Origin of the sequence: Bacillus sp. MMSF_3353, assembly GCF_030733445.1 — a bacterium.
GTDB lineage: Bacteria > Bacillota > Bacilli > Bacillales > Bacillaceae_G > Bacillus_A > Bacillus_A wiedmannii.
Map to the genome: position 1 here is coordinate 24,591 of NZ_JASHJA010000002.1, position 12,961 is coordinate 37,551.

At 36.3% G+C, this 12,961-nt stretch carries 17 protein-coding genes; 7 read left to right on the plus strand and 10 right to left on the minus strand.

The features are described from left to right. Positions 1–96: 96 nt before the first annotated feature. The 4 genes from RBB48_RS05345 to RBB48_RS05360 form a co-directional block, all read right to left on the minus strand. Positions 97–723 carry a 3D domain-containing protein gene (locus RBB48_RS05345; RefSeq protein ID WP_000920109.1) on the minus strand — a complete coding sequence of 209 codons (627 nt, stop codon included), beginning with the start codon at positions 721–723 and terminating at the stop codon, positions 97–99. Positions 724–809: 86 nt separating this feature from the next. Then, on the minus strand, positions 810–1,127 hold the full coding sequence (locus RBB48_RS05350; protein WP_000027007.1) for a YuiB family protein: 318 nt from the start codon (positions 1,125–1,127) through the stop codon (positions 810–812). Then, a complete protein-coding gene (locus RBB48_RS05355; protein WP_000415296.1) occupies positions 1,124–1,630 on the minus strand; it encodes an NUDIX hydrolase in 507 nt (168 codons plus the stop codon). Before RBB48_RS05355 ends, RBB48_RS05350 begins: the two co-directional genes overlap by 4 nt. Before the next feature lie 124 nt (positions 1,631–1,754). Next, positions 1,755–2,963, minus strand: coding sequence for an NAD(P)/FAD-dependent oxidoreductase (locus RBB48_RS05360; protein ID WP_000856605.1), 1,209 nt, complete (start codon positions 2,961–2,963; stop codon positions 1,755–1,757). Positions 2,964–3,425: 462 nt separating this feature from the next. Here RBB48_RS05360 and RBB48_RS05365 point away from each other — a divergent pair, with 462 nt between their 5' ends. The 3 genes from RBB48_RS05365 to RBB48_RS05375 all read left to right on the plus strand — a co-directional run bounded on the left by RBB48_RS05365 (position 3,426) and on the right by RBB48_RS05375 (position 6,440). Beyond that, complete coding sequence (locus tag RBB48_RS05365) at positions 3,426–4,415, plus strand: NAD(P)/FAD-dependent oxidoreductase (RefSeq protein ID WP_048542263.1); 990 nt, start codon at positions 3,426–3,428, stop codon at positions 4,413–4,415. A gap of 125 nt (positions 4,416–4,540) precedes the next feature. Further along, positions 4,541–5,017 (plus strand): GyrI-like domain-containing protein, encoded by a 477-nt coding sequence (locus RBB48_RS05370; protein ID WP_088064705.1) that lies wholly within the window; start codon positions 4,541–4,543, stop codon positions 5,015–5,017. A gap of 175 nt (positions 5,018–5,192) precedes the next feature. Then, positions 5,193–6,440 (plus strand): MFS transporter, encoded by a 1,248-nt coding sequence (locus tag RBB48_RS05375; RefSeq protein ID WP_046959971.1) that lies wholly within the window; start codon positions 5,193–5,195, stop codon positions 6,438–6,440. Between the two features lie 17 nt (positions 6,441–6,457). Here the strand turns inward: RBB48_RS05375 and RBB48_RS05380 are convergent, their stop codons facing one another. Then, positions 6,458–7,339, minus strand: a complete 882-nt coding sequence (locus tag RBB48_RS05380) for a helix-turn-helix domain-containing protein (protein ID WP_088064706.1) — start codon at positions 7,337–7,339, stop codon at positions 6,458–6,460. A gap of 77 nt (positions 7,340–7,416) precedes the next feature. On the opposite strand from RBB48_RS05380, the gene RBB48_RS05385 reads away from it, so the two are divergent. Beyond that, on the plus strand, positions 7,417–7,878 hold the full coding sequence (locus tag RBB48_RS05385) for a 2-thiouracil desulfurase family protein (RefSeq protein WP_088064707.1): 462 nt from the start codon (positions 7,417–7,419) through the stop codon (positions 7,876–7,878). A 28-nt stretch (positions 7,879–7,906) separates the two neighbouring features. Here the strand turns inward: RBB48_RS05385 and RBB48_RS05390 are convergent, their stop codons facing one another. Both RBB48_RS05390 and RBB48_RS05395 read right to left on the minus strand, forming a co-directional pair. Then, complete coding sequence (locus RBB48_RS05390; RefSeq protein ID WP_088064708.1) at positions 7,907–8,260, minus strand: YxeA family protein; 354 nt, start codon at positions 8,258–8,260, stop codon at positions 7,907–7,909. A gap of 105 nt (positions 8,261–8,365) precedes the next feature. Continuing rightward, entirely contained in the window at positions 8,366–8,470 is a 105-nt protein-coding gene (locus tag RBB48_RS05395) for a methyltransferase (protein WP_088064709.1), read from the minus strand. Between the two features lie 170 nt (positions 8,471–8,640). On the opposite strand from RBB48_RS05395, the gene RBB48_RS05400 reads away from it, so the two are divergent. After that, positions 8,641–9,204, plus strand: coding sequence for a GNAT family N-acetyltransferase (locus tag RBB48_RS05400; protein ID WP_088064710.1), 564 nt, complete (start codon positions 8,641–8,643; stop codon positions 9,202–9,204). A gap of 146 nt (positions 9,205–9,350) precedes the next feature. Here the strand turns inward: RBB48_RS05400 and RBB48_RS05405 are convergent, their stop codons facing one another. From RBB48_RS05405 to RBB48_RS05415, 3 genes are all read right to left on the minus strand, one after another. Beyond that, positions 9,351–9,704 (minus strand): HesB/IscA family protein, encoded by a 354-nt coding sequence (locus RBB48_RS05405; protein ID WP_000573830.1) that lies wholly within the window; start codon positions 9,702–9,704, stop codon positions 9,351–9,353. Positions 9,705–9,745: 41 nt separating this feature from the next. Next, positions 9,746–10,612 (minus strand): diaminopimelate epimerase, encoded by an 867-nt coding sequence (gene dapF, locus RBB48_RS05410; RefSeq protein ID WP_000077407.1) that lies wholly within the window; start codon positions 10,610–10,612, stop codon positions 9,746–9,748. 238 nt (positions 10,613–10,850) lie between these two features. Then, the gene (locus tag RBB48_RS05415) at positions 10,851–11,090 is read right to left on the minus strand and encodes a YuzB family protein (protein WP_000595024.1); all 240 of its coding nucleotides are present in this window, start codon (positions 11,088–11,090) and stop codon (positions 10,851–10,853) included. Between the two features lie 350 nt (positions 11,091–11,440). On the opposite strand from RBB48_RS05415, the gene RBB48_RS05420 reads away from it, so the two are divergent. Both RBB48_RS05420 and RBB48_RS05425 read left to right on the plus strand, forming a co-directional pair. Next, positions 11,441–12,511 (plus strand): NAD(P)/FAD-dependent oxidoreductase, encoded by a 1,071-nt coding sequence (locus RBB48_RS05420; RefSeq protein ID WP_000682062.1) that lies wholly within the window; start codon positions 11,441–11,443, stop codon positions 12,509–12,511. 233 nt (positions 12,512–12,744) lie between these two features. After that, positions 12,745–12,918 (plus strand): aspartyl-phosphate phosphatase Spo0E family protein, encoded by a 174-nt coding sequence (locus tag RBB48_RS05425; protein ID WP_060488142.1) that lies wholly within the window; start codon positions 12,745–12,747, stop codon positions 12,916–12,918. The last annotated feature ends 43 nt before the right edge of the window (positions 12,919–12,961 follow it).

Here is a 12,961-nt window from a genome sequence, read left to right on the forward strand (position 1 = left end):
CGATAAAATGCGACAATTCTAACTTCTGTTACATCCTATATAATCCATATTTCTTCTATTTATAAAATAAAAAAGTCTAGCGTAATTACCACTAGACTATCTTTGTTTTAAATATTGACCACGAAACACTTGCATCGTTTCGTCTTGATTTAACATCGTTAACTCTTCTTCTGAAAACTTACCATTTCCAACTTTCACTACATACACATTCACTTTTTTCTTACCCCATTGGCTATAAACATCTTTCACCGTATCATAATACAGATCAAGACGGTTTCCTTTTATTGCACCGCCCTTATCAGCTACTACACCGTACCCATAACCTGGTACGAATAGAATCGTTCCAATTGGGAATACGCGTAAGTCCGCAGCGATTGTGGAATATAAATCCCTTTTCACCTTAACTCCTGAATATGTAATACCATACTCCGGATGTCCCGGTCTCTTACCAGTTGACTCAATTCCCGACGTATAACCTGTTGCAGTCATTTCAATTGAACGATATTTAGACCAGTCGTTTGCCTGCTCTAAAGCATTTATCACTTCTTTACTCGGAGCAACATTTCTCTTAACTTCTGCTGCATGTACTTCTTTTGCACTCGTTCCCTCATATTTCTTTACAATCTCTAATAAAGAAACTCCTGTGAAAGCATTCCATGTTACGCATAATGCGGATACAAGTAAACAAGTCATCATAATGCGAATACAATATCGTTTTAACATTTTTATATTCCACACTCCTTCATCGTTAATCATTCCCTATACGATGAAGGAATATGCAAAAAAATAATCCCCAAATGAATTGGAGATTAAAACATTTGATATCCGCTTTTCCGAAGTTTCTTAATGACAATTCCGGCTAAAGCAGCACCTACTAATCCAGTAGATAGAATAAACACATCTGCCTGCCCTAAATGCGATACACTTGTCCCAAATGAAGAGAATGTTTCTTTCGGCTTTGAAAAATAATCCCACACACTCGCCTTATTAATAATAAGTATACAAACAATCGGATACACAATAACCATTACCCATGTCGCTCGCAATATCATGTTGAGTAAAAATCCAATTCCAAAAAACAAAATAAAAAATAACATCATTGAAATAAGTAGTACTGGTATACTCACTCTTTCTCCCTCTCCTTCGCATGCGCCGTAAATACATGATAGGCTGTATAACCAAATTGCTCTCCTGGATCTAATGTTTTGTTCATCTCAAGATGTAGTTCTGATCTTCCTTCAAACAAATATTTGATAAGTAGAGACGTATTTGGATCGTCCGCAATCGTATCTGGATGTAAAAATGCTACTTCAGACAATTCCTTCTCCTGTACAATAATGTTTTCTCCTTCAGGCTCCAAAAGGAAAATAATCATATTATCACTAATCTCATTGCGAATCACGCCCGATCGAACACCAATGATCCCCTTCACATGAGCGACGATACCTGTCTCTTCTAACACTTCACGTTTCACAGCTTCATCAACCGTCTCACCTTCATTTACAAAACCAGCCGGCAAAGACCATTTCCCCTTTAATCCACTATATTTTTTCTTAACGAACAGCCACCTGCCATCTTTTGTAGCTACTAAGCCACCAACAGCTAGCCATACTTTCCCTCGCTTCTCCATGATGTAATACCCTCCTCTATCAGAACGGACAGAATATTCTTTCTTTTTTTATATATTATACTATATTTTTTAAATGAAAAAAGCAGAAACAGCTCTTAGCCGTTTCTGCTTTTTCTACTATATATTAAAAGAACTTTAATTTACCTTTTTTAAGAACTAATAAAGGTCCACCTAATAAGAATAGGTAACGGTTATCGATAACTTTCTTCATGAAGGAAGCTTTCCAACCTGTTAACTTTTTGCCCATAACAACGCCCATTGCATCGTCATGACCTAAAGAACATACAGATCCTTTATTGTCGAATGCGAATTTTTTCATTTCGCCTTTACCACGAACTAACACAGTTAAGTTGTGTGCAATGTTGTAACCTTCTTGAATTGCGATTTGTGCCGTTGGTGGGTATGGACGATTAATTTCTTCGTTAATGATTAACGCTGCGTCACCAACCATAAATACATCTTCGTATCCTGGAGCGTGCATGTACTCATCAACTTTTACACGTCCGCGCATTGCTTCAAAGCCAGACTCTTCTACAATACCGTTACCACGAACACCCGCAGCCCAAACTACTGTTTCAGACTTAATTAATTCAGTATCATCGCCGTTTGCAACGATAATACCTTCTTCAGTTGCTTCTTTAATTGCTGTACCGATGCGGAATTCTACACCTTTTTTCTCAAGTTGTTTTACAGCGTATTCTACTAATGCCGGATCGAAACCTGGAAGTGCTGTCGGAGCAGCTTCTACACAGATAATACGTGCTTTTTCACGTGGTACATTGTACTCTTTGCAAAGTTCAGGAACACGGTTTGCAAGCTCACCTACGTACTCGATACCAGTAAATCCAGCACCACCAACAACGATTGTTACTAACTCATCGCGCTTTTCAGTTGCATATTTAGCGAAACTAGCTTCCATATGCTCACGAATTTCACGAGTTGCATTAATGTTAGCAATTGAGAATGCATGCTCTTTTAATCCTGTAATTCCGAATGTTTCTGATTCGAAACCAAGACCGATTACTAAATAGTCATACTCTAGCTCGCCGTCTTTTAAGATGATGCGTTTTTCAGCAGCTTTAATTTCTACTACTGTGTCTTGTACAAAGTTCACTTTATTTGTATCAATAACGTCTTGAATATCTAGACAGATTTTTTCATCTTGTAATGTACCAGCTGCGCTCTCATGTAACCAAGTCGCTTGGTAGTGATAGCTGTTGTTGTTTACTAACGTAATTTCAGCTTCATTTACAGATAATGCTTTTTGCAGACGAACAGTCGTAATCATCCCGCCATAACCTGCACCTAAAACTACGATTTTTGGAGTCTTCACCAAATCACAACCCTTTTCTTTATATAATAGTAATGAAAAATAATACCAAGTACTAAAAACTATATTTGTCAAGAATGTGGAATTTATCACATTCTATATCATAACAAAACGCAGTCAAAAAATCGTACGAATTTTGTCATAGAAATTTAACATAATACTTCCCTATATTAGTCGGTTTTATTCCAGAATTCAAGCGTCTGGAGAATTATCAATATTTTAAAATAACATAGCGTTTTCAAGGGTTTTTCAGCCTTTTTTTCATGTATTTTCCTTTCACCATATTTTATACAATTAAAAAAGCATCTATGCGAAAACTTACACACAATTCAGTCGTTTTCAGAAGTATTATGAACTCAAATATGCTATCATTTATTTGAAAGTGTCATCATTTGCAGGATTTTCGTGTACATATGAACAATATATGAAATCAATATCAAAATTCCATCTATAGGGGGAATGAAAGTGGCAGAAAATCAAAAAGTTTACGACATAACGATTATTGGTGGTGGTCCAACAGGGCTGTTCACAGCATTTTATGGCGGTATGAGACAAGCAAGTGTAAAAATCATTGAAAGCTTACCTCAACTTGGAGGACAATTATCCGCACTCTACCCTGAAAAATACATTTATGATGTAGCTGGATTTCCAAAAGTGCGCGCACAAGAACTAGTTGATAACTTAAAAGAGCAAATGAAGAAATTTGATCCAACCGTTTGTTTAGAAGAAGCTGTTGATACGCTTGAGAAACAAGCTGACGGTATATTTAAACTTGTTACGAATAAGCAAACTCACTATTCTAAATCAGTTATTATTACTGCTGGCAATGGTGCTTTCCAACCACGCCGCTTAGAATTAGAAGGTACAGCAAAGTATGAAAAGAAAAACTTACATTATTTCGTTGATGATATGAATAAATTTGCTGGTAAGCGCGTCGTAGTATTTGGCGGCGGCGACTCAGCTGTTGATTGGACAATGATGTTAGAGCCGATCGCTGAAAAAGTTACAATCGTTCATCGCCGTGATAAGTTCCGTGCACATGAACATAGCGTAGAAAGCTTAATGAATTCTCGTGCAGAAGTAAGCACACCGTACATACCAGTAGAACTCATTGGTGATGACAACATTGAACAAGTCGTTCTTCAGCATATAAAAACGGAAGAAAAAATTATCATCGATGTGGATGATGTCATCGTAAACTACGGCTTCGTTTCCTCTCTTGGCCCAATTAAAAATTGGGGCTTAGATATACAAAAAAACAGCATTCTCGTGAATTCGAAAATGGAAACAAATATTCCTGGCATTTACGCTGCTGGTGACATTTGTACATATGAAGGAAAAGTAAAACTCATTGCTTGCGGCTTCGGTGAAGCACCAACAGCAGTAAACAATGCAAAAGCTTACTTCGATCCAAACGCAAAACTTCAACCGATGCACAGCTCTAGTATGTTTTAATATAGAAATGAAAAGAGCTCCTTTTATGCGAAGGAGTTCTTTTGTTATTGTGCTACCGTATCCTTCCAAAATATGTTACAATCAATAAGAACAAACGTTCTTATCAATAAGGGGGATATTTTAAAATGAAAGAACCTATTATCGTAAAAAAAGAAGCTTTCCAAGCAATCGGTATTTCGATTACGACGACAAATGAAATAGAGGCATCTACTGAAGGAAAAATTCCAGGGCTTTGGAACCAATACTTCCAAGAACAAATGATGCATCACATCCCAAATCAACAAACGAAAGAAACATTCGCGTTCTACTCAAATTATGAATCAGATGAAACTGGTACATATCAATTTACGATCGGTATGCCCGTTTCTTCATTAGAAGACGCACCTGAAAATATGACAACTTTAACAATACCTGCTGCTACGTATGCGGTATTTACAACGAGAAAGGGGCCAGTTGCTGAAGTCGTTTGTGAGGCTTGGGAATATATTTGGCAATGGTCAAAAGAAAACAAACGTGCTTTTACAACAGACTTTGAGCTTTATGATGAAAAAGCAACAGATCCAACCAACGTACAATTGGATATTTATATTGCATTAGCCTGAACGACAAAAAAGAAGATACCATTTGGTATCTTCTTTTTTGTCGTTAAATAGCCACTGTGCAAACCCAACATTATTGTCTACAATGAGAAAGTGCAGTATAGAAATATTAGAAACTGTATAAAACGATTGTTAATAGGTTTTTCAGTTTAAATTTGTCACATAGAAAGGAAGCAATATGGAGGAACTACAACAAAATAAATCTGCTTTAAAAGAAAATGCGAAACCGTTATTAAAAAATACGAATTTCCTTTTTCTTTGGGCAGCTACTCTTTTTTCAAGTTTTGCTTTAGCCTTTTTTACTTTTTCACAAACGTGGTACATAGCAAAAACATTAAACCTTGAGGCTTCACTCGGTGTTGTTTTCGTAGCTCTTAGTGTTCCAAGGCTTATTTTTATGATTATCGGCGGTGCTGTAGCTGATAAATTCCCGAAAAAAAACATTATGTTTTATTCTAATATTATTCGTGCTATTCTCGTCGCAACCATCCTTACATGGTTCATCGTAGGTGATGTAACACTATATACATTTGCTTTATTCGCTTTATTCTTTGGGCTTGCTGATGCTTTTTTCTGGTCAGCTGATGGATCTATCTTGCCTGAACTTGTAGAAAAAAGCCGTTTAACACAAGCAAACTCACTTACACAAATGTCAAATCAAGCATCGGTCATCTTAGGCCCTGTACTTGGCGGAATTCTTATCAAATTTACGAACTATGAAACGATCTTTTCGATCACGATTTTATTACTAATCGTTGCAGCCATACTCGTTCAAAAAATACAATTTACGATGCCAGAACAGCAAAATACAGACAAAGGCATGTTCACTTCTATTAAAGAAGGAATCTTATATGTAAAGGAATCACCATTCCTTTCAACCTTCCTTATTTGTAGTGCCTTTTTAAACTTATTTTTAATCGGTCCAATGCAAGTCGGTTTCCCGCTTTTCGTTAAAAATGTTCTGCACGGTGACTCGCTTCAGTTTAGTTACTTAGAAGCATCTGTAGGAGGCGGAATGGCGATAGGCGCTGTCATTGTCGGTTTAAAAAATATTAATCGTAGACGCGGTCTATTTTGCATTATCATGATGCTACTATCTGGTGTATTCTTCTTATCCATCAACTTTAGCACCGTACTGTGGCAAGCATTATTAGCTGGCATGTTTTACGGTATTACAATTGCAATGGCTATCGTTCCGCTTATGGCGATGATTCAATCGACAGTAAAAGAAGAAATGATGGGACGCGTAATGAGTTTACTTATGCTCTCATCAATGGGCTTTATCCCGCTTTCTTATGCATTCACATCAATCGCACTTGCAATAGGAATTCCAATCGTAACCGTTATGAAAAGCGGTGCAATCGCCGTTATCGTCTTCGTACTATTTGTAGCGATTCGTGTTCCAGTTGTAAGAAAGTTTGATTAACTACTTGGAGTCATGTGTTATACGCATGGCTCTTTTTTAAACGGATCAAATAACGGTATCCCCTTACTTCTTCTCACGGCTGCTCCCCATTCTAATCCAATTTCTAAAAATAAATCCCGCACTGTACTATATAAAAGAGCCTTCACATTTTTACGGATTTCCCCGTATTTATACGCTCTCACAACACTCTTTACTCGCCAAATGAAATTTCCATACACTTCTTCATCAGCTAATATTTGCTCCAGTAAAACACCTTGCTCTAGTAACCCGCTCTTTTTATATGCAAGTTCCACCTTACTCCAAAATATATTAATCTTTTTCGGATTACGCGTCATTGGCACAAGTGCGTATATAAAAGGCTTCGGTATATCATGACGGCAATACGTCTCATCAAGTTCGTACGTTTCTTTTCTATTCTCTTTTATTTGTGGAATGTTTTTAGAAAAAATTGTTTCCCCTTCACTTTTTTGCTCATTTTTACTACAGCCATCTACACGATCCTCACTTTCACATGCGGACAGTTTCATACGGTCATCCATGCGGTCAATTGCAGATGTAAGAAATACATATAAGTTCGCACTATATCCGCCGCGCTTATGTCTTTCTTTTGTCGCAACACGCTTTATAATTCCTAGTTCCTCTAACTTTGCAATTGAACGGCGTACTGTACGAATGCTCTTTCCAACTTTCGTAGCAATCGTCTCCATTAACGGACAAGCAACTCCCACTGTTTTTTGTTTCTCATTCACCGCATACTTCCCTAAAAAATGAATGATGGTTGTATCCGTTTTATTTAATTCAAATCGATAGCACTTCAAAACTTGTTTTTGATATGTATTAAACTCTTCTTTACTTCGAAATTCACTATATGGTTTCATTAAATTATATAAGCTTCCCATTTTTATCACCTCATTTATAGGTAAGAGTCAGGAAGAAAAATTGGCGGGATATTTTAAATTTTTTTGGAGGTGACAATATGATCGTAATTAGCGCTTGTTTAGGTGGTATCGCTTGTCGGTATGATGGAAATGACAATCTCGTTTCAAAAATAGAGGAGCTACTGCAACAAGAAGATACAGTCCTCATTTGTCCTGAAGTATTAGGAGGATTACCAACGCCTCGTCCTTCAGCTGAAATTATTGGGGGGAATGGCGATGACGTTTTAGATGGAAAAGCAAAAGTGGTGACAAAAGACGGTGAAGATGTCACAGCAGCTTTCGTGAGCGGTGCTTATAAAGCTCTAGAACAAATGAAAGGTTTACACCCAGAATATATTATTTTGAAAGAACGCAGTCCATCTTGTGGTAGTTCTACGATTTACACTGGAGAATTTAACGGGAATAAACAAACTGGTTACGGGGTAACAACTGCTTTATTCAAAAGACATGGATTTAAAGTCATTTCAGAAGAGGATTTTGAGAATATAAAAAGGAATTGACCCTATTCGTCAATTCCTTTTTTCTGTCTTATTTCACGCCTAGTTTTTCTTTCACTTTCGCAGGAAGCTCATCTTTCTTTACTTCTTCCCAAGCTGTTACACCTTTTTTATCTGAGTGATATACACGTAAGAATGCATCTTTACGTAAGTTTTTTTGTGCAGTAAATTCTAATTCTTTCTCTTTACCTTCTTTATCAAATCCAGTTAACTTATATTCGTAATTTTTATACGGCTCACCATTATCAGATTTACCATTATACTCTTTTCCATCTACTGTAATTTGAACATAATACTCATCTTTACCCATACGATTTAAATCACAACCAACTAATAGGCTTGCAAATACAACTAAAATGCTAAAAAGTGCAATATATCTTTTCATTTCCTTCACCTCATGTGTTTTTCTTATATTGTTATCTTAAAGCCTAAGCTTTAAAGAAGAAATTCAAAAACATGACATGAACATTACACTTTTGTAAGATAATAATTATTTCTTCACTTTAGAAACCGTCATCCCATCACCAATTGGAATGAGTACGGATTCTAAACTTGGATGAGTTGCTATTACTTCATTAAAATTCTTCATACACATAAACCAACCTCTAATTATGCAAAAGACAACAATCGTAAGAAAATAGATGAAAAATAATAATTCCTTACTCAACCAACTAGCAGTTTCGTTTTCAATATGTGAAAAGGGATTTCTAAATGATGAATTGAATATATATTTATTGTTTTCTAGCTTTTGAGGGGAGAAATAATATGAATCCTATTTTATTGGATGTTCCGTTACAAATAGAAACAGACAGACTCATTCTTCGAGCTCCACTTCAAGCTGGTGAAGGGGATATAGTACACGAAGCTATTAAAGATTCCATTAGTGAATTAAAGCAATGGCTGCTTTTATTCCAGTCAATTCCTACTGTTGAAGAAACGGAAATTCTCCTGAGAAATGCGCATTTAGATTTTTTGAAAAGAGAAAGCTTTCGCTATCTTATCTACCATAAGGAGACGAATGATTTTATTGGAACGGCTAGCCTTCACGCAATTGATTGGAAGGTTTCTAAATGTGCAATTGGATACTGGATTAATACGCAATTTGGTGGCAATGGATATATGACAGAAGTAGTAAGTGCGTTAATAAACCTTGGATTTCAGTTATTCAAATTTAGAAGGATTGAAATACGATGCGAACGTAATAACACGAAAAGTCGTACAATCCCTGAAAAACTAGGTTTTGAACTTGAAGGGATATTACGTAATGAAGATCTTTCAGCTGACGGTAAACAACTAATTGATACTTGCATCTATGCAAAGATAAATTAGATTGTAAAATTCGTTGTGCAACATATCTTAAGATCGGTTTCTAAATTGGGAAGGCGACGTTTTTGATTTTTTGCGACAAAAGAAAAGACCTCCTTAACGATTTTCCTCCATCGCTAAAAAGGTCTTTTTCTATTTCTGCTAAAAGCTTAGCACTCTTCTGGCTTACCAGCATTCGTCGCCGTACGGAAAGATGATCCACATCCGCATGATGCGATTGCGTTTGGATTATCAATTGTGAATCCACCGCCAAGCATAGATTGTTTATAATCAATTTTTACTCCTTTAACAATTGGAGCACTTTCTGTATCGATAACAAATTCAACACCGAAAAATTCAAGAACTGTGTCGTCTTCTTTTGGTTCTACTTCAAATCCTAAGCCGTAAGAAAGGCCAGTACATCCGCCGCCATGTACAGCAAGGCGCACGTACTTCTCTCCATCTTCAGCATCTTTTAACATATCTTTAATTTGAAAAGCTGCTTGTTCTGTTACTTCAATCATGAAATACACCATCCTTTCTGTTCTCATTCTATTATACATCTTTACGCTTCTATCTTGTACTCATACACTCCGCGGCAAATTACTTCCGCTGGTCCTTTCATTAACACATTACCTTCTTCTGTCCATGCAATCATTAAATCGCCACCAGCTAAATGAACTATAATTTCCTTACCACGTTCCATTTTCCCATTTAAAATAGAGGCTACAACTGCAGCACACGCCCCTGTTCCGCAAGCTTGTGTTACACCAGATCCACGTTCCCAAACACGGAAGTTCATCTCTGCATCATTCAAAATTTCGACGAATTCAACATTTACTCGCTCTGGGAACATTTCATGTGTCTCCAGGACTGGACCAAGTGTTGTAAGAGGTGCTTGCTCTACATCATCAACAAAAATAACCGCATGCGGATTCCCCATTGAAACAGCTGTAAATGCATAACGATGATTATTGTATAAGAAGTTTTCACGAATAAATGGTGTTTCACCTTCACCAAGCATCGGTATTTCTGCACGTGTTAAACGCGGTGCTCCCATATCGATTTTCGCTAATGTAACTTTCCCTTCTTCTACCGTTACTTCCGCTGTTACAATACCAGCTAACGTTTCAATTTTGAAAACTGTTTCTTCTACTAGTTTATGCTCATACGCATATTTCGCTACGCAGCGTAAACCGTTACCACAGCTCTTTCCTTCTGAACCATCATTATTAAACATGCGCATTTTCACCGGAGCTACGTCAGATGGACAAATTAAAATCATTCCATCTGCTCCAATACCAGTATTAATATTTGAAACCTTTTCCGCCACAAGAACTAAATCTTCTTCAGGAATTTGTTCTTCAAACATATTTACATATATATAACTATTGCCAAGACCATGCATTTTTGTAAAAGAAAATTGGCTCATTTGTATTCACTCCAAAAATAGTTTGTTATTTTAAGTATAAAATGCACGCTTTTAGAACACAATATGAATGTCCCCCGTTTCTCATATTTGACAACATTTGGCGATGAGCCATTCTTGCACAAATTGTGTAAGAAAAAAAGCCCTTCTACAAGGGCCTTTTTTATTTATATACAATATTATCCTCCCCCGCGAAAGAAGATTTTATCTAATAGAAAAAGGTGCTGCTGATTGCAACACCTTAAAACATTGGATTTTCATCCAAATACTCATATACATTATGGACAAGTTCTTCTACTGTAGCACCTTGTACGACTTCACCATTTACAAGTGCAAACGGCCCTTCAAAACAAATACCACAATATCCTAAACAACCATATTCCATTACATCTAAATTCGGATCTTTTTCTAATTTCTCTAAAGCTGCTTGTGAACCACTCGCAAGGTTACCTACACAAAATTCAATTAATGGTTTAATCAAAATTCTCCCCCCTGTACTACAAAACAAATTACCTTCTGACTATCTATAAGAAGAAAACTAAGCTGTCTCTTGTTGTTTTCGTTATACATTCTAAACTATTTAGTTACTTCACTATTTCACTTCAAAGTAGATGGACTTATTTTATATAACATGCTACTCGCAATGAAATAGTAATTAAAAAGGAAAAACAGTTTACTTTACTTTTCTTCTTATTGTACAACAGAGTATTCATTCATGCATTGTTATTTGTTCACAAATTCGATATAATTTGATTGAGTAAAGTCAAAATATTTTATTAATATAAAATTGTATGATTAGGGGATATTTCAACAGAAAAGGGGTAATCCATCATGAAACACCTCGTGATACTAGGTGGCGGCTACGGTGGAATGAGAATTCTGCAGCGGCTACTTCCAAGCAACCAACTTCCAGATGATGTACAAGTGACATTAATCGACAAAGTACCATACCATTGCTTCAAAACTGAATATTATGCATTAGTTGCGGGTACTATTTCAGAAACACATATTCGTATACCGTTTCCCGAGCACCCACGCCTCAATATTCAATACGGCACAATAACAAATATTGATCTCGAAGAAAAAGCTGTTCATCTCGATGGCGGCGAAGCAATCCCATATGATGATTTAATTATCGGTCTTGGCTGTGAGGATAAATATCATAACGTTCCTGGGGCGAAAGAATATACACATAGCCTACAATCGATTGAACAAACACGTAAGACATATGAACAATTAAATAGTCTAGAACCAAACGCAACAGTAGCTGTCGTTGGTGCTGGATTAAGTGGCGTTGAAGTTGCAAGTGAACTTCGCGAAAGCCGTTCTGATTTAAAAATTCACTTATTTGATCGAAAAGATAGAATTCTATTCCCATATCCAGAGAAATTAAGTAGATACGTAGAAGAATGGTTCGTAAAACATAAGGTTACTATTATACGAAACTCTAACATTACAAAAGTAGAACCAAATATTGTGTACAACCACGATGAACCACTTGAATGTGATGCAATCGTCTGGACAGCTGGTATTCAAGCAAATGAAGTTGTTCGAAACCTTCCAGTTGAACAAGATGGTAGCGGACGGGTTGTTTTAACAAAATATCACAATATTCCAAATAACGAGCACGTGTATGTTGTAGGAGATTGCGCAGCACTTCCACACGCTCCATCTGCACAACTTGCTGAAGGTCAAGGAGAACAAATTGTCCAAATATTATTAAAACGTTGGAATAATGAACCACTTCCTGACGAACTACCTGTAATTAAATTAAAAGGTGTTCTCGGCTCTCTTGGTAAGAAGCACGGCTTCGGTTTACTAGCAAACCAACCATTAATGGGACGTGTACCGAGATTATTAAAATCCGGTCTTCTTTGGATGTACAAATATCATAAAGGTTAATACTTTACAGGCTGTCTACTAAATAGGCAGTCTCTTTTATGAGTTAAAATATAATTATCAGACACATCTTTCTCAATATAGATGATGATTTATTTTTCATTTTTATATTAAAAACTATTGATAAACAGTGTATGCTATTTATAAGTTGTTTTATTATTTCCTTTAAGACCGAAGTCATTCGGTCTTATTTTTTATGTTGTAAATACTTTTACAGGAGGTATTCCATTTCACTTATGAACTTAACGAAACTAAACGATCGAATAGAAGCGAAGAAGATAGAATTGATCTATCTCGTTGAAAAGTACGGATTCACTCATGATAAAGTGATTTCTTTCAGCCAAGAATTAGATCGTTTACTTAACTTATTAATAGAACTCAAGACGAAGAAAAAACGTTGTTCTTTATAACCGTTATCCTCTCTTTTTTGATACGATAGAACTAGAATCAGAA